This window comes from Streptomyces anthophorae, from assembly GCF_049310305.1.
Lineage (GTDB): Bacteria > Actinomycetota > Actinomycetes > Streptomycetales > Streptomycetaceae > Streptomyces.
The window spans coordinates 5,999,836-6,024,052 of record NZ_JBLWQQ010000001.1 but is presented as its reverse complement, the minus strand read 5'-3'; the positions used below and the strand labels follow the sequence as shown (position 1 = coordinate 6,024,052).

Below are 24,217 nucleotides of genomic sequence, written 5' to 3'. Positions count from 1 at the left end.
GATACGCACTGGATCCCGGCCCGGTGCCGGGCGATCCTGAAGAGGTGAACCGATCCGAGCTCGCCGACTTCCTGCGCCGCTGCCGCACCAGGCTGAACCCGTCCGACGTCGGGATGACCGCGGGCCCGCGCCGCCGCACACCCGGCCTGCGCCGCGAGGAGGTGGCGCAGCTCGCCGGGATGTCCGCGGACTACTACACGCGGCTCGAACAGCGCCGGGGCTCGCACCCGTCGCGGCAGATGCTCACCGCGCTGGCCCGGGCGCTGCGCCTGACCGACGCCGAGCGCGACCACCTGTTCCATCTGGCCGGCGAGGAACCGCCGCGGCCGGGCGGCTCCTCCGTGCACGTCCGGCCGGGGCTGCTGCTGATCCTGGACCGGCTGCACGATCTGCCGGCGAGCGTGATGAGCGACTGGGGCGAGATGCTCGCGCAGAACACGATGTCGGTGGCGCTGACCGGCGACCACACGGGGACCAATCTGATCCGCCGCTGGTTCACGGACCCGGCGGGCCGCACCCTGGCACCGCCCGAGAAGCACGAGCAGCACAGCCGGGCCCACGTGGCGAGCCTGCGGGCGGTCAGCGCGGCCCGCCCGAAGGACCCCGGGCCTGCCGCGCTCGTGGCCGAGCTGCGGGCCGCGTCGAAGGAGTTCGAGGAGCTGTGGGCCTCGCACGAGGTGGTGGTGCGCCGCCCGTCGCCGAAGCGGTTCCTGCACCCCGTGGTCGGCGCCCTCGACCTGGACTGCGAGGTCCTGGTCGGCGACGGGCACAGCCAGCAGCTCGTCGTGCACTCGGCGCGGCCGGGCACGGAGACGTACGAACGCCTTGAGCTGCTGCGGGTGATAGGGCTCCAGGACCTGACGCCGAGCGGCCCGTAAAAGGATCAGAAGCCGAGCTTGCGCAGCTGGCGCGGGTCGCGCTGCCAGTCCTTGGCGACCTTGACGTGCAGGTCCAGGTAGACCGGGGTGCCGAGGAGCGCCTCGATCTGCTTGCGGGACTTGATGCCGACGTCCTTGAGGCGCTTGCCCTTCGGGCCGATGATGATGCCCTTCTGGCTGGGCCGCTCGATGTAGACGAACGCGTGGATGTCCAGGAGCGGCTTGTCCTTGGGTCGGTCCTCGCGCGGCAGCATCTCCTCGACCACGACGGCGATGGAGTGCGGCAGCTCGTCCCGTACGCCCTCGAGCGCGGCCTCGCGGATCAGCTCCGCGACCATGACCTGCTCGGGCTCGTCCGTGAGGTCGCCCTCCGGGTAGAGCATCGGCCCCTCGGGCAGCATCGGGATCAGCAGATCGGCAAGCAGGTCGATCTGCTTCTCGCCGACCGCCGACACCGGCACGATCTCCGCCCACTCGATGCCCAGCTCCTTGCCGAGCTGGTCGATCGCGATGAGCTGCTCGGCGAGCGCCTTGCTGTCGACGAGGTCCGTCTTGGTGACGATGGCGACCTTCGGCGTCTTCTTGATCGACGCGAGTTCCTTGGCGATGAACTTGTCACCGGGGCCGAGCTTCTGGTCGGCGGGCAGGCAGAAGCCGATCACGTCGACCTCGGCCCACGTGGTGCGCACCACGTCGTTGAGGCGCTCGCCCAGCAGGGTGCGCGGCTTGTGCAGTCCGGGGGTGTCCACCAGGATCAGCTGCGCGTCCTCACGGTGCACGATGCCGCGCACGGTGTGCCGCGTGGTCTGCGGCTGGTCGGCGGTGATGGCCACCTTCTTGCCGACCAGAGCGTTCGTGAGGGTGGACTTGCCCGCGTTGGGGCGGCCGACGAAGCAGGCGAAGCCGGCGCGGTGCACGGGCTCCGAGGAATTCGACGACTGGGACTGCTGGGTACGAGCGCTCATGGCGCCCATTGTCCCCGATGCCGGGGGTGCCGCAGCACAGTGAGGCCCCGGTAACCACCCGGCAACAAGAAACACGGCGGAAACCCGAGTGTGCGGTTCCGGAAACGCGCACCCGTGACGCTGATCGGCATGCCTGCCACGACCGTGCCCCTCGCGGCCCCCGCACTCGATACCGGCGACACCGCCTGGCTGCTCGCCGCCACCGCGCTCGTCCTGCTCATGACACCCGGGCTCGCGCTCTTCTACGGCGGCATGGTCCGCACGAAGAGCGTCCTCAACATGCTGATGATGAGCTTCGTGTCGATCGCCCTCGTGACAGTGGTGTGGCTGGTCGCGGGCTACTCGCTCGCCTTCGGCGACGACTCCTTCGCGGGCCTGATCGGCGGCCTCCAGCACGCCGGCATGGTCGGCATCGGCCCGTCCGACGTGACCGGCACGGTCCCCACCTTCCTCTTCACCACCTTCCAGCTGACCTTCGCGATCCTCACCGCGGCACTGATCAGCGGGGCGGTCGCGGACCGTACGAAGTTCGGGGCGTGGCTGGTCTTCGTACCCGTCTGGGCACTGCTCGTATACGTTCCCGTGGCGCACTGGGTGTGGGGCCCCGGAGGCTGGATCAGCACGCATCTCGGCGCGCTGGACTTCGCGGGCGGTCTGGTCGTGGAAATCGCGTCCGGCGCCTCCGGTCTGGCCCTCTGCCTCGTCCTCGGCCCGCGCATCGGCTTCAAGAAGGACGCAATGCGCCCGCACAACCTGCCGATGGTGGTCATGGGCGCGGGCCTGCTGTGGTTCGGCTGGCTCGGCTTCAACGGCGGCTCGGCGCTCGGCGCGAACGGCATCGCCGCGGCCTCCCTGTTCAACACCCTGATCGCGGGCTGCACGGGGCTGCTGGGCTGGCTGTTCGTCGAGCAGCGCCGGGACGGGCACCCGACGACGTTCGGCGCGGCCTCGGGCGCGGTGGCCGGGCTGGTCGCCATCACCCCGGCCTGCGGGGTCGTCGGCGTACCGGGCGCGGCGGTCGTCGGGCTCGTGGCCGGTGTCGTCTGCTCGTACGCCGTCGCCTGGAAGCTGCGCTTCCACTACGACGACTCCCTCGACGTCGTCGGCGTGCACTTCATCGGCGGCGTGATCGGCACGGTCCTCATCGGCCTGTTCGCGACGTCCGCGATGACCGGCTCCGCCGCCAAGGAGGGCCTGTTCTACGGCGGCGGGTTCGGGCAGCTCGGCAAGCAACTGCTCGCGGTGCTCGTGGTCGCGGCCTACACCTTCCTCGTCACGTACGGGATCGGGAAGGCCATCGACAGGCTGATGGGCTTCCGGGCGGCGGCCGACGAGGAGCTGAAGGGGCTCGACCAGACGGCGCACGCGGAGAGTGCGTACGATCACGGCGTCCTGAGTGCCGCCCCCGTCTCCCGAAAGGTCGCGCCATGAAGCTGATCACCGCGGTCGTGAAGCCGTTCCGCCTCGACGAGGTCAAGACAGCGCTGCGGGAGCTGGGCGTGGACGGGCTGACCGTGACCGAGGCCAGCGGCTACGGCCGCCAGCGCGGGCACACGGAGGTGTACCGGGGCGCCGAGTACCAGGTCGACCTGGTGCCGAAGGTGCGGATCGAGGTCGTCGTCGAGGACGCGGACCTGGAACCGGCGATGGACGCGATCGTGCGGGCCGCACGGACCGGGAAGATCGGCGACGGCAAGGTGTGGGCGGTCCCGGTGGACACGATCATCCGCGTCCGCACGGGCGACCGCGGCCCTGACGCGGTCTGACCCCATCAAGCCCCTGCGGCGATTGAGCAGCGGGGTCCGGGGCAGAGCCCCGAATCTTTCGCCCCGTCGGGGTTGACGTCTCGGGGCTCTGCCCCGGACCCCGCGCCTCAATCGCCGGCGGGGCTTGATTGGGTCCAGCTCAGAGGCCGGCCTTGGCGCCGCAGACCGGCCAGGCGCCCGGGCCCTGTTCGGCCAGAACCTTGTTGGCGACGGACATCTGCTGCGACGGAGTGGCCTGATACGCAGCGGACGCGTACTGCGTGCCGCCATACGCGGCCCACGTCGACGGCGTGAACTGAAGCCCGCCCGAGAACCCGTTCCCCGTGTTCGCGGCCCAGTTCCCACTGGCCTCGCACTGGGCGACGGACTGCCACTGGGACGCCGACGCCCCGGTGGCGGCCGAGGCACTGCCCGTGCCCGAGAGCACCAGCATCCCGCTGGCTCCGGCCAGCACCGCGACGGTGCCGAGACGACGGGTACGGGACATACGGGCGGTGGGACGACGAAGCGCGGCGGAGAACACGAAGCAGAACCTTTGCTCGGGGACGTGGTGGGTCGCCCGGTACGGCGGCCGGTCGGTCGGCTGCCGCAGCGGGCGACCTCTCCACCGTGAGCCACGCCGAGCCCCCGCCCCATGGGCCGCCCGTCCCACCGGCCCACCCTTCGGTCCCCGCCCGGGGTCCCGCTCCACCAGGACCTGCGCCTCGGGCCGAACGTCCCGCCGACCGCTCCCCCGGCGCCCACGCCCCGACGCACGACGCCCGCCGCACCGGGCCGTCGGACCCGGGTGTGCGGCGGGCGTGAGCGTGCTCACAAAACCCCGCGGGGCACGGGAGTTCAGCCGGCCGGCAGCGTCTCCTTCACGGCGCCGTCGCCCCCGGCCAGGAACACCGGCGTACCGGCCCCGCCCAGGTCGCGTACGGCCGCGAGGTCCTCGGCCGGAAGCTCGTCCGACGCGGAGACGACGGCCGCCGCCTCCAGGGACTGCGCGCCGGACGCCACCGCCATGGCGACGGCCGTCTGGAGCGCGCTCAGCTTCAGGGAGTCGAGGGCGACGGTGCCCGCGACGTAGGTGCGCCCCGTCTCGTCCCGCACGGCCGCGCCCTCGGGCACACCGTTGCGGGCCCGCGTGGAGCGGGCCAGGGTGACGATCTTGCGGTCCTCGGGGCCGAGGTCGGTGCTCTCAGTCATGGGGTGAGCATAGGGAACACACCCACCGGGGCACTCACCCGGCCACCGGGTACATCGCGCCGCGCCGCCCCTCCGGGGAGGCCAGCCACTCCAGCTTCGCCGCGGTGTCCGCCTCGGCCAGCGGAGTGTGCAGCACGACCGTCAGGTCCGGCCGCGCGGGGATCTTCATGGCGGTCGACTCCAGGTGCAGCAGACCGGCCACGGGATGCGTGAGCTCCTTGCGGACCTGCCCCTGCGCCTTGATGTCGCGGCGCTCCCACAGCTCGACGAACTCCGGGCTCACCGCCTTCAGTTCGGCGATCACCTCCTGGAACCCCTCGTCGTCGGGGCACTCCGAGCAGGCGGCACGGAACTGGGCGACGACCGTCGCCGCGTTCTGCTCCCAGCTCTCGCTGCGGGCGCGGTAGAGGGAGTCCGTGAAGAAGTCGATGACGCAGTTCTGCCGGTTCTCCGGCCGCATCGCGAGGACGATCGCCGCCGCGTCGTTGTACATCACGCAGTTGTAGTACGCGTCCATGATGTGCGCGGGGAACGGCATCCAGGCGTCGATGAGCCGCTGCAACCCGTCGCACATCTGCTGGTCGCCCGGCTCCACCTCGTACGCGGGCGGGTTGAGACCGGCGAGCACATACAGGTGGCGCCGCTCGGAGCTGCTCATCTTCAGGACCCGCGCCACGGAGTCGAGCACCTGCGGCGACACCGAGATGTCCCGGCCCTGCTCCAGCCACTGGTACCAGGAGGCACCGACGCCCGCGAGCACCGCGACCTCCTCGCGGCGCAGGCCCGGCGTGCGCCTGCGGGCACCCCCGTCGGGCAGGCCCGCCTCGGTGGGCGAGACCCGCGCCCGCCGGCTCATCAGGAACTCCCGCAACTCGCTGAGCCGGTGCTTCTTGAGCGCTGCGCTCTCGGCCACGAACGACTCCCCCGGTTGTCTGGTGGTGCGACCACCAGCATAAGTTCCCACTCTCCACGGATATTCCGGTCGTACGAAGCTCTTGGCCATGGCGATCGACACCGCAACCTCCACGGCTCCCCTGCCCCAACCACCCACCGCACCGCGCCTGTCCGGCCGGGACAAGCTCGTCCTCTTCGTGCTCTGCGCCGCCCAGTTCATGGTGGCGCTCGACTTCTCCGTGCTGAACGTGGCGCTGCCGGTGCTCGGTCCCGATCTCGGCATGAGCACGTCCGCGCTGCAATGGGCGGTCACCGCCTTCGCCCTGCCGTCCGGCGGCTTCCTTCTCCTCTTCGGTCGGATCGGCGACCTCTACGGACGGCGCCGGATCTTCCTGACCGGGCTCGCCCTGTTCGGCACGGCCTCGCTGCTCGCGACGTTCGCCTGGGACCCGGCGTCCTTCCTCGCGGGCCGCGCCCTGCAAGGCGTGGGCGCGGCGGCCATCGTGCCGACCGGCATGTCGCTGCTGACCACGACGTTCCCCGAGGGGCCGCAACGCGACAAGGCGCTCGGCATCTCCGGCACCCTGATGTCCCTCGGCTTCACCGTCGGCATGGTGGCCGGCGGGGTCCTCACCGACGCGCTCGGCTGGCGCTCCACGATGGGCCTGCTGACCCTGTTCGCCCTGCTCGTGCTGCCGCTCGCGCCCGGACTGCTCCCCGAGTCCCGCACCCCGGACCGCCCGCGCCTGGACGTCCCCGGCGCCGTCACGGTCACCGGCGGCCTGCTCGCCCTGATCTACGCCCTGTCCACGGCGGCGGAGGTCGGCTTCGGCCGCGCCGACGTCCTCGTCACGCTGGTCGCGGGCCTCGCCCTGCTCACCGCGTTCGGCTACGTCGAGTCCCGCAGCGCCCAGCCGCTGGTCTCGCTGCCGATGCTGCGCCGCCGCACCATCGCGTGGGGCAACGTGGGCGGCCTGGTCACCTTCTCGATGATGTCGACGATCGTCTTCGTGCTGACCCTGTACTTGCAGGAAGTGCTGCGCCTCTCCGCCTTCCAGACCGGACTCGTCTTCGGTGTGCAGGGCGTCCTGTCGGTGGTCGCGGGGGCGTACACCCCGAAGGTCGTCGGCCGCTTCGGCGCCCGCCGCACCCTGATCGGCTCCCTCGTCGGACAGGGCGTGCTCATCGCCTCGCTCCTGGGCATCGGCACCGACGGCGCCTCGGTCTGGCTCGCGACCGCCGGAGTCTCCCTGGCCAGCGCCTTCCACCTGGGCGCGATCATCTCGTACGGCCTCACGGTCACCTCGGGTGTCCCGAACGAGGAGCAGGGCCTGGCCACCGGCCTGGTGACCTCGACCCAGCAGGTCGGCATCACGATCGGCATCCCGCTCCTCGGCGTCCTCGCGACGACGTCCACGGACCTGCTGACCGGGGTGCACACGGTGATCGCCCTGGACGCGGCGATCGTCCTGGTGGCGGCGGCGCTGGTGGCACTGGGGCTGCGTACGACCCGCGGCCGACGGTGACGCGGGGAACGCGGCCCGGCGGGGTGGACCCCGGCCGGGCCGCGTCCGCGCGCGTCACACCCCCGGCGGCTTCGGGAAGCCCTGCGGCCACACCTGCGGGCCGCCCGCCGTGGCGCCGCCGTCCACCGCGACCTCCGCACCCGTGAGGTAGCCGAACTCGTCGGAGGCCAGGGCGAGTACGGCGCCCGCGATGTCCTCGACCGTGCCCATCCGCCGCGCCCCGGCGACGTTCAGCGGCCCCCACGCCTTCTTGAACGCCGCCCAGTCCGCGTCCGACACCCCGGCGGGGCGCACGAGGGCGGTGTCGACGGTGCCGGGCCTGATCGCGTTGACGCGGATGCCCCGGTCGCCGTAGTCCATGGCCGCCGCCCGCACGATGCCCTCGATGCCGCGCTTGCTCGCCGCGTACGCCGCGTGCCCCGGGCGGACCCGCTCCGCGCCCGCCGACGAGGTGCAGACGACGACCCCGCCGCCGCGCCGCAGCAGGTGCGGGATCTGGTACTTGAGGCCGAGGAACACGCCGCGCTCATTGGTGGCGAGGAGGTTGTCCCATTCGGCGACCGTCATCTCGTGCAAGGCCTTGGACGTCTCGATCCCGGCGTTGTTGAAGGCGATGTCGAGCCCGCCGAACCGCCTCGCGACGCCGTCGACGAACGCCTCGACCTGCTCCGCCTCGCGCACGTCGGCGTGCAGATAGACCGCCTCTCCGCCCGCGCTCCTGATCTCCCTCTCGACCTCCCTGCCCAGCTCGCGGCGGCGCCCGCAGAAGCCGACCCTGGCCCCCTGCGCGGCGAAGGCCTTCGCGGTGGCCCGGCCGATACCGGACGTGGCGCCGGTGACGGCGACGACCTTCCCGGCGAACCGGCCGCCGCCGGCTTCCCTGGCCGCGGCGCGGGCCCGGGGCGCGGCGGCGACCGTCGCGGCGACGGCTCCCGAGAGCGCGGCACGACGGCTGAACGAGGTTGCGGACACGGGGATCTCCTCCGTACGTGGATCAATCGCTGGCCGATCCGACTCTCCGCCGCCGCCCCGCCCCCGGGCATCTGTCACATCGACCGGTCGCGCTGCCGCACCCCGAGCGGTGGCTAGTCTCAAGAGGTGGCAAAGACACAGGAGTTGCTCGGACGGGAGCGCGAACGGGAGGTCCTGCGCGGCCTGGTGGCCGACGCCGCGGACGCCCGGGAGGGCCGGTCGCTCCTTGTGCGCGGGGAGGCCGGCATCGGCAAGACCGCGCTGCTCGACGACACCGCGGCACGGGCCGTCCGGAGGCACCCGAAGGCGACGGTGCTGCGCTGCGCGGGCGTCGGGTCCGAGGCGGACGGCTCGCCCGCCTTCGGAGGCCTGCTGGAACTCCTCACGCCGGTACTGGACCGTACGGAAACCCTCCCACCCTTCCAACGGGCCGCTCTGGAAGCCGCGTTGGGCCTGCGATCCGTACACGACGAGACCGGGAACTTCGGCGAACTGACCGTCCGCACGGCGCTCCGTACGCTCCTGGAAACCCTCGCCACCGACACACCGCCGCTCCTCCTCGTCGTGGACGACCTCCCGTCGCTGGACGCGGCGACCCGCGCGGCGCTGCTCTACGTGGCCCGCCGCCCGCTGCCCGGGTCGGCCGTCCTGCTGGCCGCGCGCCCCGCCCCGCACACCGACGCGACCCTGCGCGACCTGCCCGTACTGGATGTCTCCGGGCTCGACGCGACGGCGGCCCGCGCACTGCTCGCGGCGCGCGGTGTACGCGGCGTGGACACCGCCGCGCTGCTCGACGACGCCGAGGGCAACCCGCTCGCCCTCCTCGAACTGCCCGCCCCCGACGGCACGTCGCCCGGCCCGCTCCCCCTGGACACCCGGCTGCGCGCCGCCTTCACGCACCGCACCCGCGCACTGCCGCCCGAGGCCCGGACGCTGCTCTTGACGGCGGCGGTCGAGACGCGCGGCAGCACGGACGCGGTGCTGGCCGCCGCGCGCCACCAGGGCGTGCCCGACGCCGCCCTGGCCATCACCGAGGAAGCGGGCCTGCTGGACGTCACGGGCCCCACGCTCCGCTTCCGTCACCCGCTGCTGCGCTCATCGGTGCACGCCGACGCCCCCTCACGGGACCGCGGCCGCGCCCACCTGGCCCTCGCCGCGACACTGACCGGCCACGACGCGCTCTGGCACCGGGCCCTGGCCGGCGATCGCCCCGACGCGGAGCTGGCATCCGCCCTGGAATCCGCGGCCGACGAGATCAACGGCCGCGGCGGTCTCGCCGCCACGGCCACGGTCCTGACCCGCGCGGCCGACCTCAGCACCGACCCGGAGGCGACCACCCGGCGTCTGGCGGCCGCCGCCCACGCGGCCTGGAAATCGGGCCACCCGGAGGCGGCCCGCCGCCTGGTGTCCCGCGCGACCGAGCAGCACCACGACGCCGGCGCCCTCGAACTCGCGCGACTTCGCGGCCTCATCGCCTACTCCGGGGGCGACCAGCCGGACGCCCTGCGGCAGTTGGCCCGGGCCGCCGACGAGCACGCCCCCTGCGCGCCCACCGCGGCCGCCGCCCTCCTCTTCATGAGCTGCGACACGGCCGAGCACGCGGGGCTCGACGACGAGGTACGGCGCGCCGCCCTGCGGATCACCGAACTCCAACTCCCGCCCCGCTACCGGGAGTACGGGAGGCTGCTGGCCGAAGCCCCCGAAGGCGCGGTGCACGACCCGTGGGCCGTGCTGAGCGCGGCCCCCGACGACCTGGGCACCAGCCGCGTGCACCGCTGGCTGTGGCCGCTCGCGATCACCCGGGACGGCGCTGAGCCGCTGACGGCCCGCGAGTTCGCCGCCACCGCCTGCGCGGAGATCGCCGCCGCGGGCGTCGCGGCGCTGCTCCCCCGCCCGCTGCTCTGGCTGGCCGACCTGGAGTGCCGTACGGGGCGGCTCGCCGAGGCGGCCGCGCACGCGAAGGAAGCGCTGCGGCTCACGCGGGACCTCGACCACCCCGTGTCCCGGGCCGACGCCCTGGCCCTGCTCGCCAGGCTCGCCGCGCTGCACGGCGACACGGCCGCGTGCCGCACGTACGCCGACGAGGCCGCGGCCGCCGCGCTGCCGCTGCGCAACCGGGCCGCGGCGGCGGAGGCCGCGTGGGCGCTCGCTCTGCTGGCCCTGGCCCACGGCGATCCCGCCGGGGCCGCCGACCGCCTGCTGCCCGTCCACACCCCCGGATCGCCGCGGGCCCACCGCCGGATCGCGAGGCTCAGCGCGGCCGAGCTGACACAGGCCCTGGCCGGGGCGGGCGACCCGGAGGCGGCAAAGACGGTCGCCAAGCAGGCGGCGGCCCGGGCCGAAAGCGCGGGACTGCCGTGGGCCACGGCGCAGGCGGCGTTGTGCCGACTGTTCCTGACCACCGAGGAAACCGGTGAGGAATCCGGTGAGGAGCTCTGGGCCGCGGCCGATCACGGCTACGCCGAGCAGCCGTTCGCACGGGCCCGCGCCGCTCTCGCCCATGGGGAACGGCAGCGCCGCGCACGACGTACGACCGCCGCACGACAGCATCTGGGCCTGGCCCTCGACCTGTTCGACGGGCTCGGTCTGCCGGTGTGGCGGGAACGGGCCCGCGGCGAACTGCGGGCGGCAGGAGGCTCGGCCCCGCACGGGCCCGACAGCGCGGGCGAGCGGCTCACCCCGCAGGAGCTCCGGGTGGCCCGGCTCGCCGCCCGCGGCCTGTCGAACCGGGAGATCGGCGCCCGCCTCACGATGAGCCCGCGCACCGCCGGCTACCACCTGGCCAAGGTCTTCCCCAAGCTGGGCGTCACGGGCCGAGCCCAGCTGCGCGACCTCAACCTCTGAACGCCCCGACAGATCAGGCCCGGTCGATCAGGCCCGGTCGAGGCGCAGCCGCTCCGCCTTCGGCAGACCGGCCACCACCAGGTCGTACGAGTCCTCGACGAGCTCCCGGACCACCCGGTCCGGGAGCTCGTCGGGCCGGTCCACGGTCACCGTGTTCCAGTGCCGCTTGTTCATGTGCCAGCCCGGCACGACGACACCCTCGTACTCGCCGCGCAGCCGCAGCGCGTCGTCGGGGTCGCACTTCAGGTTGACGGTCAGCGGGCTGCCGTCCAGGTGCGAGAGCGCGAACATCTTGCCGAGCACCTTGAAGACGGAGATCTCCGGGTTGAACGGGAAGTCCTCCACCACCGCGTTGAACGACAGGCAGAACGCTCGCAGCTCCTGAGGTGTCACCCGGCGCTCTCCTCCTGGTCGCCGCCGACCGGCTCCGAGAGCACGGTCACGATCTTGTTCCGGCGGCCCGCGGCGGCCTCCGCCGTCAGCCGCAGCTCCCGCCCGTCGGGCAGCGTGACCAGGGACGAGGCCCCGGCGATCGGCACCCGGCCGAGGGCCTTGGCGAGCAGCCCGCCCACCGTCTCCACGTCCTCGTCGTCGAACTCCTCGATGCCGTACAGCTCACCGAGGTCACCGATGTCGAGGCGGGACGTCACCCGGAACCGCTCGTCGCCCAGCTCCTCCACGGAGGACACCTCACGGTCGTACTCGTCGGTGATCTCGCCGACGATCTCCTCCAGGATGTCCTCGATGGTGACGATGCCCGCCGTGCCGCCGTACTCGTCGATCACGACGGCGACGTGCGTGCGCAGCTGCTGCATCTCGCGCAGCAGGTCGCCCGCGTTCTTGGTGTCCGGCACGAAGGTCGCGGGCCGCATCGCGGTGGACACCAGCTCGGCCTCGGCGTCGCGATTGATGTGCGTCTTGCGCGAAAGGTCCTTCAGGTAGACGACACCGACGACGTCGTCCTCGCTCTCCCCGACCACGGGGATGCGGGAGAAGCCGGACCTGAGGGCGAGCGTGAGGGCCTGCCGGATCGTCTTGTACCGCTCGATGACGACGAGGTCGGTGCGCGGCACCATCACCTCGCGCACGAGGGTGTCGCCCAGTTCGAAGACGGAGTGCACCATGCGGCGCTCCTCGTCCTCGATGAGGGACTCCTTCTCGGCGAGGTCGACCATCGCCCGCAGCTCGGCCTCGGAGGCGAACGGGCCGCGCCGGAAACCCTTGCCGGGCGTGAGCGCGTTACCGATCAGGATCAGCAGCGGCGGAATCGGCCCCATGATGCGGGCCAGCGGCAGCAGCACATACGCGGCCGCGGTGGCGGTGTTCAGCGGGTGCTGCCGACCGATGGTGCGCGGCGACACCCCCACCGCCACGTACGACACCAGCACCATCACACCGATGGCGACCAGCAACGCCTGCCACGTCTCCCGGAACTCCTCCAGGCACGCGTACGTGACGAGCGCGGCCGCGGCCATCTCGCAGGCGACGCGCACCAGCAGCGCCACGTTCAGATAGCGCGTCGGGTCCGCGGCCACCTGGGAGAGCTTGGCGCTGCCGCGCCGCCCGGACCGCACGGCCTCCTCGGCACGGAAGCTCGACACCCGCGCGAGACCGGCCTCCGCGCAGGCGGCGAGCCAGGCGACCACGACCAGCGCGACGGCCCCGGCGATCAACGAGAAACTCATGACACGGTCGGCGCCGGCGACGGCCCCGTCAGCCCCTTCTCCGCACGCCAGCCGTCCACGATGCCCGCCTGAAGCCCGAACATCTCGGCCTTCTCGTCGGGCTCCTCGTGGTCGTACCCGAGCAGGTGCAGCACCCCGTGCACGGTGAGGAGCTGGAGCTCCTCGTCCATGGAGTGCTGCGTGGGCGCGTCCTCACCCTGCTGCTTGGCGACCTCCGGGCACAGCACGATGTCGCCGAGCAGACCCTGCGGGGCCTCCTCCTCGTCCTTCATCGGCGGCCGCAGCTCGTCCATCGGGAACGACATGACGTCCGTCGGCCCCGGCAGGTCCATCCACTGCACGTGCAGCTGCTCCATGGCGTCGGAGTCCACGACGATCACGGACAGCTCGGACAGGGGGTGGATCCGCATCCGGCCGAGCGCATAGCGGGCGATGTCGAGGATCGCCTGCTCGTCGACCTCGGTTCCGGACTCGTTGTTGACGTCGATCGACATGGCGCTGTTGGACTACTTTCCTTGGTTCCCTCTGGGGCGGCTCTTTCGGGAGCCGTTCTCCGTACCGTTCTCGGAGTCGTACTTCTCGTACGCGTCGACGATACGGCCGACGAGCTTGTGCCGGACGACATCCTGCGAGCTGAGCCGCGAGAAGTGCACGTCGTCGACCCCGTCCAGGATGTCCTGCACCTGCCGCAGACCGCTCTTCGTGCCACCCGGCAGGTCGACCTGCGTGACGTCACCGGTGATGACGATCTTCGACTCGAAGCCGAGCCGGGTGAGGAACATCTTCATCTGCTCGGGCGAGGTGTTCTGCGCCTCGTCGAGAATGATGAAGGCGTCGTTGAGGGTGTTGTGCGTCAGCAGGTAGTCCTGCGTGACGTACAGCGAGTCCTCGGCCGCGACCTGAATACAGACCGTCTCCTCGCGGCCCGCGGGCTCGATCGAGTCGATGAACCGCATGGGGCGACCGCCGCCTCCGGCCTCGCGGTACTTCTCGGCCTTACGAGCGAGCCGGAAGGGCTCGATGCCCTCGGGGAGGCGGATGTCGACGATGTGGGCATCGCAGCGGTAACCGACGTCTCGGCCGTTCGCAAAGCCCGGCTTGCGGCCCTCCGCAGCCCTGCGACGGGTGTACGCCACTCCACCCAGCGACTGGACCAGAGCCATCACGTCGTCGCGCAGCAGGATGGACGTCGTCGTGTACTGGATCCGGCAGGTGCGGTCTTGCTGGGTGACCGGGCCGCCGTCGGAGTCGAGCAGGCCCTGGAGCAGCGCAAGGCGGACCTCGTAGGAGTTGTACAGGTAGTCGTCGGGGACGAACTTGGAGTGCGACCGCGTGCCGACGAGGTCCAACTGGCGCAGCATTCCGGTCACCGGGTTTTCCAGGGTGACCACGTCGCCAGGGGACTTCACCCTGTTCAACACATAATCCGGGCCCCCCTTGTGCCGCACCGCCACGCCGGGCAGCGCGCCTTCCAAGGCCCTGGCGAGTTCCTCGTCCCCCGTGGCGAAGGACGGGGTGGTCGAGCCGGTCAGACAGCCGTCCCCCAACAGGAGCCCCAGCGCGTACGGATCCATCGGGACCTCACGCTCAGGAAACTCCACGGGGGCGGTGAGCATCGGCAGCTCGTACCTGCGCGCGTGCGCCGCCCGGAGGTTGCCGATCATCTCCTGGGTCTCGAGGACCCGCCACGGCTTGTCGCGGCGCTTGTCCGACGCCGTACGGACGGTCCACAGGTGCTCGCCGCAGCAGAGGGTCCAGGAGCCGTCCTGGGCAGTGACGCGGTAGACGTCCTTCTCGCCCTGCGGGTAGACGCCCAGGACCGGGGTGGGCTCACCGTTCGAGCCCATGACCAGGTCACCCACCTGGAGGTCACCGATGGGGCGCCAGCCGTCGGGCGTCAGCACGTTGGAAAAGACTGGCTGCGCGCGACCCCTCATGTATGCCAGCGGCGCCACCTCGATGGTTCCCGCCGCCATCAGGCGCGGGATCGAGTCCGGGTCGAGCATGTCGTGCAGGGCGTCGTACAGCGGGCGCAGGTACGGGTCGATCTTCTCGTAGAGCGTGCCGGGCAGGAACCCGAGGCGCTCTCCGGCCTCCACCGCGGGGCGGGTCAGGATGATGCGGTTGACCTGCTTGGACTGGAGGGCCTGGACCGCCTTGGCCATCGCGAGGTACGTCTTTCCGGTGCCGGCGGGGCCGATGCCGAAGACGATCGTGTGCTTGTCGATCGCGTCGACGTAGCGCTTCTGGTTCAGGGTCTTGGGGCGGATGGTGCGGCCGCGCGAGGACAGGATGTTCTGCGTGAGGACCTCGGCCGGGGTCTCCTCGCCGTCGCCCTCGCCGTTCTGCGTCGCCTTCAGCATGGCGATGGAACGCTCCACGGCGTCCTCGGTCATCGGTGCCCCTGTCCTCAGTACCAGCATCATCTCGTCGAACAGGCGCTGGACGAGGGCGACTTCCCCCGGCTCTCCGGTCGCGCTGATCTCATTGCCCCGGACGTGGATGTCGGCCTCCGGGAAGGCCTTCTCGATCACTCGCAGCAGCGCGTCCCCGGATCCCAGCACCTCGACCATGGGGTGCTTCGGCGGAACGGTGAACTGTGCGCGGGCGCTGGATGGTGTCTGCGTCATGAGCCGGGCCGATGGCCCTTGCTTCCTCCCCGTACGGGACTTTCTCTGCGGTGTGTTCTGCGGTGTTGCCCTGCACCGTCAAGGGTACGGCGCGGGTACGACAACGCCGAGTGGGTTTCGGATACGGGTGGGGCCTGTCAGGCGTCGCGCATGCCGATCCGGCCGCGACGGCGGCAGGTGCGCTGCACTGGACGCCGCGACCGTTCGTGACCGTTACACCTACGCCGAGCGGCCGAAGCCGATCGTCGGTACCGCCCGGCGCAGGGGCCATGCCCGGGAGGTTTCCGGGAGGACCGGGTCCAGGAAGGTGTAGCGGTCCAGGGCGCAGGTGTTCTGGTGGTCGTTCGAGCGGGCCTCCTTCCACCAGGCCGCGATCTCCGACCAGCCCGGCGCCGAGAGCGAGCCGCCGAACTCCTGGACGGAGAGGGCCGCGGTGAGGCCGGCGAAGGCGAGGCGGTCGGCGAGCGGCCAGTCGGCGAGGGTGGCGGTGACGAACCCTGCGACGAAGACGTCCCCGGCCCCGGTGGGGTCGAGGGCCTCGACCTCGATGGCCGGTACGGAGGCCGTCTCGCCGGTCCGTCCGTCCACCGCGTACGCGCCTTCGGCGCCGAGCGTCACCACGGCCACCGGCACGTGTTCGGTGAGCGCGTGCGCGGCGGCCCGCGGACAGGACGTACGGGTGTAGCGCATCGCCTCCTCGGCGTTCGGCAGGAACGCCTCGCAGTGCCGCAGGCCGGGCAGCGCCGCGAGGTCCCAGCGGCCGGTGTCGTCCCAGCCGACGTCGGCGAAGATCTTCGTTCCGGAGCGCGCCGCCGTCGCGACCCACAGCTCGTCGGTGCCCGGTACGAGCGAGGCGACGGCGGCCCTGGCGTGCGGCGGGCAGTCGGGTGCGGGCTCGACGGGCGGCGGCTCGTGCCCGTGGCTCACCATCGTGCGTTCGCCCTCGTACGCCATGGACACGGTGACGGGCGAGTGCCAGCCCGGCACGGTCCGCGCGTAGCTGAGGTCGATGCCCTCGCCGTGTTCGAGTGCGTCCCAGCAGTACTCGCCGTAATGGTCGTCGCCGAAGGCCGCGGCGAGCGAGGTGCGCAGGCCGAGCCGCGCGAGCGCCGTCGCCATGTTCGCGATCCCGCCGGGGCTCGACCCCATGCCGCGCGCCCAGGACTCCGTCCCCCGCACGGGCGCGCTGTCGAGGCCGGTGAAGACGATGTCGAGGAAGACCGTGCCGGTGAGATAGACGTCGTAGGGCGGGTCGGCCGTGGTGCGCAGCGCCGCGAGGGGGTCCGTTCTGGGTCGTGTGGAGGTCACGTCGCGCTCCCTGAGTGGTACGGGTCCGGACAGTGTGCACGACCGGTTCCCGTACGACGGGGGGCGACATCAACCTGTCACGAAGCGGTGGTTCCGGCGGGGCTGCGGTCGCCGCATGCCGGACAGTGCCGGCACGGATCCGCAGCGCGGGGTCCGACGGCATCGTCGGCTTCGGTTTCGCGCTGCGCGACGCGGCCCCGGCGCACGACGCCATCAGTTGTTCGGTGCCCCGCAGGGGGACCCCGGACGCCCCCGACCGGCGCTGAACACCCCTGCCGACCCGGGCAAAAAGCCCTCGGCTACCCGACCGAACCACACACAAACCAAATGTGTCACGCGTCACAGCGCCCCGGCTTCCATGCACCCCCCATGGACTTGATACAAATTGGCGGCGCCCAACGTCCCCGGTTCGGTTCCGTTCGCAAAGACGTCGCGCTCCCCAACTCCCCTGCCTTACCACCCCCTTGCCCAAAACAGCGTCCAAGGCAAGGGGCCCGTCCTCAGGAACGCCCGTGTCCTCGCGCACCCCCCGGCCCGCGCTCGTCGCCCTCTTCACGGCCGGCTATCTCGCCGCCTATCTCCTGCCCACCATCGTCGGCAGAGTCGCCGACAGCCTGCGGCTCTCTCCCACTCAGGCCGGCCTCGTCGGCAGTGCGCTGCTGCTGAGTTCGGCCGCCGCGGGCCTCACGCTCGCGGCCCGCGTCGAACGGGTCGGCGCCCGCCGCGCGGCCCGCGCGGGACTGCTGCTCGCCGCCGTCGGATACGGCACCGCGGCCCTCGCCGCCACCACTCCGCTGGTCGTCGCGGGTGCGATGGTCGGCGGCTTCGGCTCGGGCACGGCGACGGCGGTCGCGGCCACCGGGATCGCCGCCCAGAAGGACCCGCACCGCGCCTCGACGCTCGGCCTGCTGACCGTGTCGGCGCTCGCGTGCGGCCTCTACCTGACCATCCCGCGGATCAGCGACGGCAGCGCCCTGCCGTTCGCGGCGCTCGCCGTCACCGCGCTCGCCGTGTGGCCCGCGACGGGCCGGCTCGAAGGTCCTGCGACCCCGGACAACCGCGCGGCCCCGGCCCCCAAGTCGCCGCTGCCCCACGCCCGTTCGGGGCTGATCCTCGCGGTGACGCTGGTCTGCTGGTCGATGGCGCAGAACGCGCTGTGGGGCGTCAGCAGCCGCATCGGCACCGAACAGGCGGGCCTGTCCGAGGTCGCGGTCGGTTCGGTCTTCGCGGTGGCGCTCGGCGTCGGGCTGCTCGGGGTGATCGGCGCGGGCGCGGTCGGCGTCCGCCTGGGCCGCGCGCTGCCCATCGGCGCGGGCACGGCCGCGATCGCCGCTTGCGTCCTGATCAGCGCCCGCGCGGACGACCTCGCGTCCTTCGCCACGGGTGAGATCACCTGGAACACCCTCTACCCGGTGGTCCTGTCGTACGTCCTCGGTCTCGCCGCCTCGCTCGACCCGCGCGGGCGCTGGGCGGTCCTCATGGGCTCGGCGTCCTCGCTCGGCACCGCGTGCGGCCCCCTGGCGGGCAGCCTGCTGGCCCAGTCGGCCGGTTTCCCGGTGATGGGCACGGTGCTCGCCGCCGCGCTGCTGCTGCTCGCGGTGCCGCTCACCGCGGTGACCCTGCACACCGGTGGCCGCCCGCTGTTCGCGGGGGCGGCACGGCGCCACAGCGGCGCCCCTGTCGGTGCGACGGTGCCGCCGTCGGGTGTGCTGGAGCAGCCGGTGGTCGAGCTGTTCGACATCGAGACGACCGTCGAGACGCCCGCGTACACGGCGTTCACCGCGGTGGGCCCCGACGGCGTCGAGCCGGAGCCCCTCGCACAGGATCAGCCGGAGATGTCGTCCAGTTCGTACGCCTCGACCTCGGCGATGTAGCGCGCCCGGAGCGCTTCCTCCTCCTCGCTGCCGTCGAGGAAGGAGGCCACGAACGAGTTGCGGGCCAGCTCCCGCACTCGGTCGTGGTCGAGGCCGAGCGCCTCGTGGACGGCGTGGAAGGTGTCTCCGGCGTAACCGCCGAAGTAGGACGGGTCGTCGGAGTTCACGGTGCACAGCAGGCCCGCGTCCATCATCTTGACCAGCGGGTGGTCCTCCAGCATGTCGATGGCGCGCAGCCGCACGTTCGACAGCGGGCACAGCGTGAGCGGGATCCGGTCCCGTACGAGGCGGGTCACAAGCTCCGGGTCCTCAAGGGACCGCAGTCCGTGGTCGACGCGCTCGACCCCGAGGATGTCCAGGGCCTCCCACACGTACGAGGGGTCGCCCTCCTCGCCCGCGTGCGCGACCTTGCGCAGGCCCAGCGCGTCGGCCGCCGCGTACACCTCGCGGAACTTGGACGCGGGGTTGCCGACCTCGGCGGAGTCGAGCCCGACGCCGACGATCCTGTCGAGGTACGGCTTCGCGGCCTCCAGGGTCTCCATCGCCGACTCGGCGGACCGGTCCCGCAGGAAGCACATGATGAGCTTGGTCGAGATCCCGTGCCGCTCCTCGCTGCGCGCGAGCGCCCGGTGCAGCCCCTCGACGACGGTGCCCATCTCCACGCCGCGCGCCGCGTGCGCCTGCGGGTCGAAGAAGATCTCGGCGTGCCGCACGCCCTGCTCGGCGGCGCGCGCGAGGTAGGCGTCGGCGAGCGCCTCGAAGTCGTCCTCGGTGACGAGGACGGCCATCAGCGAGTAGTAGAGGTCGAGGAAGGACTGGAGGTCGGCGAAGAGGTACGCCTTGCGCAGTTCCTCGGTGTCGGCGTACGGCAGGGTGATGCCGTTGCGGCGGGCGAGTTCGAAGGCGAGCTCGGGTTCGAGGGTGCCTTCGATGTGCAGGTGGAGCTCGGCCTTGGGAATGCGCGCGAGTGGTGCGAGTGACATCCGACCAGCGTACGGCGGGCCCGGGCTCAGCGGCGCTTCGGCACGGGGACGCGGTCCAGGTCGCGGGCGACCGTCAGCTCCCCGTCGAAGCCGGCGGCTCGGGCCTGCCGCGCGAACTCCTGCGGGTCGGTGTAGCGCTGGCTGAAGTGCGTGAGGACAAGGTGCCGGACCCCGGCGTCCCGTGCGACGCGGGCGGCCTGGGAGGCCGTCAAGTGGCCGTGGTCGGTGGCGAGTCGCTCGTCCTCGTCCAGGAAGGTGGACTCGATGACGAGCAGGTCGCACCCTTCGGCGAGGGCGTCGACTCCCTCGCACAGCCGGGTGTCCATCACGAACGCGACGCGCTGCCCGCGCCGCACCTCGCTCACCTCGTCGAGCGTGACGCCCCGCAGGGCGCCCTCCTTCTGGAGCCGCCCGACGTCGGGCCCCTTGATGCCGTGCGCGGCGAGCCGCTCGGGCAGCATGCGGCGCCCGTCGGGCTCGACGAGGCGGTAGCCGTACGACTCGACGGGGTGCGACAGGCGGCGGGCCTCCAGGCGGTACACGGGGGTGTCGGCGAGCACCGCGCCGTCCCCGGCCACCGGTTCCTCCGCGATGTCGACGGTCTCCCGGTACGCGGTGGAGTACCGCAGCCGGTCGAAGAACCGCTGCCCGGACGCCGGGTAGTGCGCGGTCACCGGGTGCGGCACGCGGTCCAGGTTGATCCGCTGGATGACGCCCGCGAGGCCGAGGGAGTGGTCGCCGTGGAAGTGCGTGACGCAGATCCGGTTCAGGTCGTGCGCGGCCACACCGGCGCGCAGCATCTGCCGCTGGGTGCCCTCGCCGGGGTCGAAGAGGATGCCCTCGCTGTCCCAGCGGAGCAGGTAGCCGTTGTGGTTGCGCTGCCGGGTCGGCACCTGGCTCGCGGTGCCGAGCACGACGAATTCGCGTACGGACATGGGGAATCGACTATCCGGGGGGCCACTGGAGGCCACGGCCGCCGAGGACGTGGGCGTGTGCGTGGAAGACGGTCTGGCCCGCGCCGCTGCCGGTGTTGAACACGATGCGGTAGCTGTCCAGCTTCTCGTCCTTGGCGACCTCGCCGGCCTCGCGCAGCACGTCGGCGGCGATGGCCGGTTCGGCGGCGGCGAGCGAGGCGGCGTCGGGGTGGTGGACGCGCGGAATGACCAGGACGTGGGTGGGGGCCTGGGGGTTGATGTCCCGGAACGCGACGGTGGACTCCGTCTCGCGGACCACGGTGGCGGGGACGTCCCCGTTGGCAATCTTGCAGAACAGGCAGTCATCCATGACCGCATCGTATCGATCACCCGCCCGGCGTCGCGCTCACGGGGCTCCGCCCCGGCCCCCGCGCCTCAATCGCCGGCGGGGCTTGGTATTTCAAGCCCCTGCGGCGATTGAGCAGCGGGGTCCGGGGCAGAGCCCCGCGGCCGCAACCACTACTCCGTCGAAGCCCGCGGCAGCGTCGGCGCGGACTTGGCCGGGTTCTCCGCGAGAGCAGCCAGCGCGATGCGGATCGCCTCGTCCAACTGCGGGTCACGACCGGCCGCCGCGTCCTGCGGAGTGAGGACCACCTCCACGTCCGGATCCACCCCGTGGTTCTCCAGGCCCCAGCCGTAACCCTCCATCCAGGTCGCGTACTTGGGCTGGGTGACCAGCGTCCCGTCCACCAGCCGGTAGCGGCTGTCGATGCCGATGACGCCGCCCCACGTACGTACGCCCACGACGGGACCGATACCGAGCGCCTTGATCGCCGCGTTGACGATGTCGCCGTCCGAGCCGGAGAACTCGTTGGCCACCGCGACGACGGGCCCGCGCGGCGCGTCCATCGGGTACGTGAAGGGGCGGCTGTCGCGCGGCAGGTCCCAGCCCACCACGCGGCGCGCCAGCTTCTCCACGACGAGCTGCGACGTGTGCCCGCCCCGGTTCTCCCTGACGTCCACGACGAGGCCCTCGCGCGCCACCTCCACGCTCAGGTCCCGGTGGATCTGCGCCCAGCCCGGCGCCTGCATGTCCGGGACGTGGAGGTAGCCGAGCCGCCCCTCCGACTGCTGGTGCACGTACGCCCGCCGGTCCTCGACCCACGCGTGGTAGCGCAGCGGTTCCTCGTCGTCGAGCGGCACCACGATCACATGGCGGGGGTCGCCGCCCCCGGCCGGCGAGACCGTCAGCTCCACCGGCTTGTCGGCCGTGCCGACCAGCAGCGGCGCGGGCCCCGTCACCGGGTCGACGGGCCGACCGCCCACCGCCACGATCGCGTCCCCGGCGCGCACCGCGACACCGGGCGCGGCGAGCGGTGAGCGGGCGCGCGGGTCGGAGGTCTCCGAGGGCAGTACCCGGTCGACGACCCAACTCCCTTCCTCGTGACGGGAGATGTCGGCGCCGAGCAGCCCCTGCCTGCGCGCGGCGGAGCCCCGCCCGCCCCGCGGCGTGACATACGCGTGCGAGGTCCCCAGCTCGCCCTGCACCTCCCACAGCAGGTCGACCAGGTCGTCGTGGGTGGCGACCCGGTCGAGCACCGGCCGGTACCGGTCCAGGACCCCGTCCCAGTCGACGCCGTTCATGTCGGCCCGCCAGAAGTTGTCCCGCATGAGGCGCCCGGCCTCCTCGTACATCTGCCGCCACTCGGCCGCCGGGTCGACACTCTGGCTGATCCTGGAGAGGTCGACGGTGATGTTGGTGTCGCTGTCGTCGTCGTGGGCCGGGCGCCGGTCGCTGGGGACCACCTTCAGGACCTCGCCCGTCCACAGCAGCACCCGCTTGCCGTCGCCGCTGACCTCGAAGTGGTCGGCGTCGGAGCCGATCTCCTCGATGCGCTGCTGGACCAGGTCGTAGCGTTCCAGGCGGGTCTTGGGCTCCGGCGCGTCGAGACCGGCACGGGAGTCGCCGAGCACGCCGCGCACCGGGTGCCGCAGCCACAGCACGCCGTCCTTGGCCGTGCGCAGCCGGGAGTAGCGCGCCGCCTCCACCGGGAACGGGACGATGCGGTCGAGCAGGCCCTCCAGGTCGACGCGGGTCGCGGGCGCGCCCTCGCTCTCGGGTGTCTCGGCCCCCGGACTGTCCGGGGCGTCGAAGGGACGGCCGTGGCGCTGTGGCCCGAACGGCGACGGGGTCGTCGCGGCGAGCGTGATCAGGTGCGGCCGCGAGCCGCTGACGAACGCGAGGTCGAAGGCGTGCTCGTCGTAGACCGGGTCGAAGGAGCGCGCCGACAGGAACGCCAGGTGCTTGCCGTCGAGCGTGAACGCGGGCGACCAGTCCCGGAACCGCAGCGGGGTCGCCTCGCTGACCGACAGGTCGGTGGCGTTGGCGAGCTTGAGCTGGCGCAGGTCGTGCGGTCCCGGGTGCGACCAGGCGAGCCACGCCGAGTCCGGGGAGAACGCGAGCCCTGTGGCGTTCCCGTCCTCGCTGCGGTCCACCTCCCGTACGTCGCCGCTGTCCCGCTCGACGAGCAGCACCCGGCCGTCGTGCGAGGCGACGGCGACCCGGCCGCCGTCGGGCGCCACGGTCAGGGCGAGCACCCGGCCGAGCCGCCCGGCGCCGAGTCTGCGCGGCGTTGCGCCGGGCGCGGCCCCTGTGGCGGGCGCGAACTCCAGGGCGTCGTCGCCCTCGGCGTCCGTCACCCACACCACGTGTTCCTCGCCGTCGACGCGGAAGGTGTGCGGGAGCCGGGCCCGTACGCCCGGTTCGGCGGCCAGCGCGCGGGCGGGGCCCGCCCGGTGGGTCACCCAGTGCACGGCGCCGCGCACGTTGACGGCGCTGCCGCGTCCGGTGTGGTCGGGGGACGCGGCGCCGAACCAGTTCGCGGCGTCGACGGGGCGCGGCTGCATGTCGACGCGCTGGCCGCCGAGGCGGATGTCGAGGCGGCGCGGCTCCACGCCCTCGTCGAGGCCCTCGACCAGCCACAGTTCACCGGCGCTCGCGTAGACGACCCGCTCGCCGTCGGTGGCCGCGTGCCGCGCGTAGAAGCCTCCCCCGGACTCCGTCCGGGAGGTGCCCCCTACGGCGCTGTGCCGCCGCAGTTCGGAGCCGTCGGGCAGGGACGAGTAGAGCGCGCCGACGCCCTCGTGGTCGGAGAGGAACGCGACGCGCTCCCCCACCCACATCGGGCACTCGATGTTCCCGTCGAGCTCGGTGTGCAGCCGCCCGAAGTCGCCTTCGCCGCTCCGGTCGATCCACAGCTTGCCCGCCGTGCCGCCCCGGTACCGCTTCCACCAGGCGGCCTCCCGGCCCATCGGCGCGGACAGCAGCAGGACCTGGGACCGCGGCCCGAACGCGACGCCGCCCACCGGCCCGTACGGCAGTGTCTCGGCCGGTCCGCCGTCCAGCGGCACGGCCCGCGCCCAGCTGCGGCGCAGGGATGCCTGGCCGTGCGTGGTGGTGGCGAGCACCCGTCCGTCGGGGGTCCAGCCGCGCACGTTCGTCGTCCAACTCCCCCAGTGCGTCAGGCGCTTGGCCGGCCCGCCGGCCACCGGGGCGATGTGCACCTCCGGGGCCCCGTCGCGGCGCGAGGTCCAGGCGACCGTCCCGCCGTCCGGGGAGAGCCGGGGGTGTGCGACGGGCATGTTGTCGGCGCTGACCCGCCAGACGCGGCCGCCGTCGAGGGGCGCGGCCCACACGTCGTCCTCGGCGGTGAAGACCACCAACTCGCCTTGCAGGTGCGGGAACCGGAGGTATGCAGGAGTCGTCACCCGGCCCAGCCTAAATTTG

Annotated in this window: 19 protein-coding genes and 2 pseudogenes; 7 read left to right on the top strand and 14 right to left on the bottom strand. The window is 72.5% G+C overall.

Translation table 11 applies throughout. The features are described 5' to 3' along the window. Nucleotides 1–44: 44 nt before the first annotated feature. Nucleotides 45–878 carry a helix-turn-helix transcriptional regulator gene (locus ACNYS0_RS27290; protein ID WP_422477077.1) on the top strand — a complete coding sequence of 278 codons (834 nt, stop codon included), beginning with the start codon at nucleotides 45–47 and terminating at the stop codon, nucleotides 876–878. A 5-nt stretch (nucleotides 879–883) separates the two neighbouring features. On the opposite strand, the gene era is transcribed toward ACNYS0_RS27290, so the two are convergent. Next, the gene (era, locus tag ACNYS0_RS27285) at nucleotides 884–1,852 is read right to left on the bottom strand and encodes a GTPase Era (RefSeq protein WP_422477076.1); all 969 of its coding nucleotides are present in this window, start codon (nucleotides 1,850–1,852) and stop codon (nucleotides 884–886) included. A gap of 120 nt (nucleotides 1,853–1,972) precedes the next feature. Here era and ACNYS0_RS27280 point away from each other — a divergent pair, with 120 nt between their 5' ends. Continuing rightward, nucleotides 1,973–3,274, top strand: a complete 1,302-nt coding sequence (locus ACNYS0_RS27280) for an ammonium transporter (protein WP_422477075.1) — start codon at nucleotides 1,973–1,975, stop codon at nucleotides 3,272–3,274. Continuing rightward, a complete protein-coding gene (locus ACNYS0_RS27275) occupies nucleotides 3,271–3,609 on the top strand; it encodes a P-II family nitrogen regulator (RefSeq protein ID WP_422477074.1) in 339 nt (112 codons plus the stop codon). The genes ACNYS0_RS27280 and ACNYS0_RS27275 overlap by 4 nt, the downstream gene beginning before the upstream one ends. A 157-nt stretch (nucleotides 3,610–3,766) precedes the next feature. On the opposite strand, the pseudogene ACNYS0_RS27270 reads toward ACNYS0_RS27275, so the two are convergent. The 3 genes and pseudogenes from ACNYS0_RS27270 to ACNYS0_RS27260 all read right to left on the bottom strand — a co-directional run. Next, nucleotides 3,767–4,096 (bottom strand): annotated as a pseudogene (locus tag ACNYS0_RS27270) (transglycosylase family protein); the annotation flags it as partial. Between the two features lie 350 nt (nucleotides 4,097–4,446). After that, nucleotides 4,447–4,800, bottom strand: a complete 354-nt coding sequence (locus ACNYS0_RS27265) for a cytidine deaminase (RefSeq protein ID WP_385756986.1) — start codon at nucleotides 4,798–4,800, stop codon at nucleotides 4,447–4,449. Nucleotides 4,801–4,834: 34 nt separating this feature from the next. After that, a complete protein-coding gene (locus ACNYS0_RS27260) occupies nucleotides 4,835–5,656 on the bottom strand; it encodes a helix-turn-helix transcriptional regulator (RefSeq protein WP_422482790.1) in 822 nt (273 codons plus the stop codon). A gap of 145 nt (nucleotides 5,657–5,801) precedes the next feature. On the opposite strand from ACNYS0_RS27260, the gene ACNYS0_RS27255 reads away from it, so the two are divergent. Then, entirely contained in the window at nucleotides 5,802–7,220 is a 1,419-nt protein-coding gene (locus ACNYS0_RS27255) for an MFS transporter (RefSeq protein ID WP_422477073.1), read from the top strand. 54 nt (nucleotides 7,221–7,274) lie between these two features. Here ACNYS0_RS27255 and ACNYS0_RS27250 read toward each other — a convergent pair whose 3' ends face one another. Further along, entirely contained in the window at nucleotides 7,275–8,192 is a 918-nt protein-coding gene (locus ACNYS0_RS27250; protein ID WP_422477072.1) for an SDR family NAD(P)-dependent oxidoreductase, read from the bottom strand. 126 nt (nucleotides 8,193–8,318) lie between these two features. Between ACNYS0_RS27250 and ACNYS0_RS27245 the strand changes: the two genes are divergently transcribed. Beyond that, a complete protein-coding gene (locus ACNYS0_RS27245; RefSeq protein WP_422477071.1) occupies nucleotides 8,319–11,036 on the top strand; it encodes an AAA family ATPase in 2,718 nt (905 codons plus the stop codon). A 27-nt stretch (nucleotides 11,037–11,063) separates the two neighbouring features. Here ACNYS0_RS27245 and ACNYS0_RS27240 read toward each other — a convergent pair whose 3' ends face one another. The 5 genes from ACNYS0_RS27240 to ACNYS0_RS27220 form a co-directional block, all read right to left on the bottom strand. Next, nucleotides 11,064–11,429 carry an MmcQ/YjbR family DNA-binding protein gene (locus ACNYS0_RS27240; protein WP_422477070.1) on the bottom strand — a complete coding sequence of 122 codons (366 nt, stop codon included), beginning with the start codon at nucleotides 11,427–11,429 and terminating at the stop codon, nucleotides 11,064–11,066. Then, nucleotides 11,426–12,721, bottom strand: coding sequence for a hemolysin family protein (locus ACNYS0_RS27235; protein ID WP_422477069.1), 1,296 nt, complete (start codon nucleotides 12,719–12,721; stop codon nucleotides 11,426–11,428). Before ACNYS0_RS27235 ends, ACNYS0_RS27240 begins: the two co-directional genes overlap by 4 nt. After that, nucleotides 12,718–13,215 carry an rRNA maturation RNase YbeY gene (gene ybeY, locus ACNYS0_RS27230; protein WP_422477068.1) on the bottom strand — a complete coding sequence of 166 codons (498 nt, stop codon included), beginning with the start codon at nucleotides 13,213–13,215 and terminating at the stop codon, nucleotides 12,718–12,720. Before ybeY ends, ACNYS0_RS27235 begins: the two co-directional genes overlap by 4 nt. Nucleotides 13,216–13,227: 12 nt before the next feature. After that, nucleotides 13,228–15,351 carry a PhoH family protein gene (locus tag ACNYS0_RS27225; RefSeq protein WP_422477067.1) on the bottom strand — a complete coding sequence of 708 codons (2,124 nt, stop codon included), beginning with the start codon at nucleotides 15,349–15,351 and terminating at the stop codon, nucleotides 13,228–13,230. Between the two features lie 219 nt (nucleotides 15,352–15,570). Continuing rightward, entirely contained in the window at nucleotides 15,571–16,659 is a 1,089-nt protein-coding gene (locus ACNYS0_RS27220) for a carbohydrate kinase family protein (protein WP_422477066.1), read from the bottom strand. A 140-nt stretch (nucleotides 16,660–16,799) separates the two neighbouring features. Here ACNYS0_RS27220 and ACNYS0_RS27215 point away from each other — a divergent pair. Together ACNYS0_RS27215 and ACNYS0_RS27210 are read left to right on the top strand one after the other, a co-directional pair. Further along, nucleotides 16,800–16,907: pseudogene (locus ACNYS0_RS27215) on the top strand (IclR family transcriptional regulator); the annotation flags it as partial. A gap of 264 nt (nucleotides 16,908–17,171) precedes the next feature. Then, nucleotides 17,172–18,533, top strand: coding sequence for an MFS transporter (locus ACNYS0_RS27210; protein WP_422477065.1), 1,362 nt, complete (start codon nucleotides 17,172–17,174; stop codon nucleotides 18,531–18,533). On the opposite strand, the gene ACNYS0_RS27205 is transcribed toward ACNYS0_RS27210, so the two are convergent. From ACNYS0_RS27205 to ACNYS0_RS27190, 4 genes are all read right to left on the bottom strand, one after another. Continuing rightward, the gene (locus ACNYS0_RS27205; protein WP_422477064.1) at nucleotides 18,485–19,516 is read right to left on the bottom strand and encodes an adenosine deaminase; all 1,032 of its coding nucleotides are present in this window, start codon (nucleotides 19,514–19,516) and stop codon (nucleotides 18,485–18,487) included. The two genes, ACNYS0_RS27210 and ACNYS0_RS27205, sit on opposite strands and share 49 nt — an antisense overlap. A gap of 26 nt (nucleotides 19,517–19,542) precedes the next feature. Further along, nucleotides 19,543–20,451, bottom strand: coding sequence for a ribonuclease Z (locus ACNYS0_RS27200; RefSeq protein ID WP_422477063.1), 909 nt, complete (start codon nucleotides 20,449–20,451; stop codon nucleotides 19,543–19,545). 10 nt (nucleotides 20,452–20,461) lie between these two features. Further along, nucleotides 20,462–20,800 carry a histidine triad nucleotide-binding protein gene (locus tag ACNYS0_RS27195; protein ID WP_422477062.1) on the bottom strand — a complete coding sequence of 113 codons (339 nt, stop codon included), beginning with the start codon at nucleotides 20,798–20,800 and terminating at the stop codon, nucleotides 20,462–20,464. 149 nt (nucleotides 20,801–20,949) lie between these two features. Next, nucleotides 20,950–24,198, bottom strand: coding sequence for a S41 family peptidase (locus ACNYS0_RS27190; protein ID WP_422477061.1), 3,249 nt, complete (start codon nucleotides 24,196–24,198; stop codon nucleotides 20,950–20,952). Nucleotides 24,199–24,217: the final 19 nt, after the last annotated feature.

Excerpts from the sequence above, each read along its gene's own strand:
- era (WP_422477076.1), bottom strand. The coding sequence starts at position 1,852 with ATGGGCGCCATGAGCGCTCGTACCCAGCAGTCCCAGTCGTCGAATTCC.
- ACNYS0_RS27280 (WP_422477075.1), top strand. The coding sequence starts at position 1,973 with ATGCCTGCCACGACCGTGCCCCTCGCGGCCCCCGCACTCGATACCGGC.
- ACNYS0_RS27275 (WP_422477074.1), top strand. The coding sequence starts at position 3,271 with ATGAAGCTGATCACCGCGGTCGTGAAGCCGTTCCGCCTCGACGAGGTC.
- ACNYS0_RS27265 (WP_385756986.1), bottom strand. The coding sequence starts at position 4,800 with ATGACTGAGAGCACCGACCTCGGCCCCGAGGACCGCAAGATCGTCACC.
- ACNYS0_RS27260 (WP_422482790.1), bottom strand. The coding sequence starts at position 5,656 with ATGAGCCGGCGGGCGCGGGTCTCGCCCACCGAGGCGGGCCTGCCCGAC.
- ACNYS0_RS27255 (WP_422477073.1), top strand. The coding sequence starts at position 5,802 with ATGGCGATCGACACCGCAACCTCCACGGCTCCCCTGCCCCAACCACCC.
- ACNYS0_RS27235 (WP_422477069.1), bottom strand. The coding sequence starts at position 12,721 with ATGAGTTTCTCGTTGATCGCCGGGGCCGTCGCGCTGGTCGTGGTCGCC.
- ybeY (WP_422477068.1), bottom strand. The coding sequence starts at position 13,215 with ATGTCGATCGACGTCAACAACGAGTCCGGAACCGAGGTCGACGAGCAG.
- ACNYS0_RS27225 (WP_422477067.1), bottom strand. The coding sequence starts at position 15,351 with ATGACGCAGACACCATCCAGCGCCCGCGCACAGTTCACCGTTCCGCCG.
- ACNYS0_RS27205 (WP_422477064.1), bottom strand. The coding sequence starts at position 19,516 with ATGTCACTCGCACCACTCGCGCGCATTCCCAAGGCCGAGCTCCACCTG.
- ACNYS0_RS27200 (WP_422477063.1), bottom strand. The coding sequence starts at position 20,451 with ATGTCCGTACGCGAATTCGTCGTGCTCGGCACCGCGAGCCAGGTGCCG.
- ACNYS0_RS27195 (WP_422477062.1), bottom strand. The coding sequence starts at position 20,800 with ATGGATGACTGCCTGTTCTGCAAGATTGCCAACGGGGACGTCCCCGCC.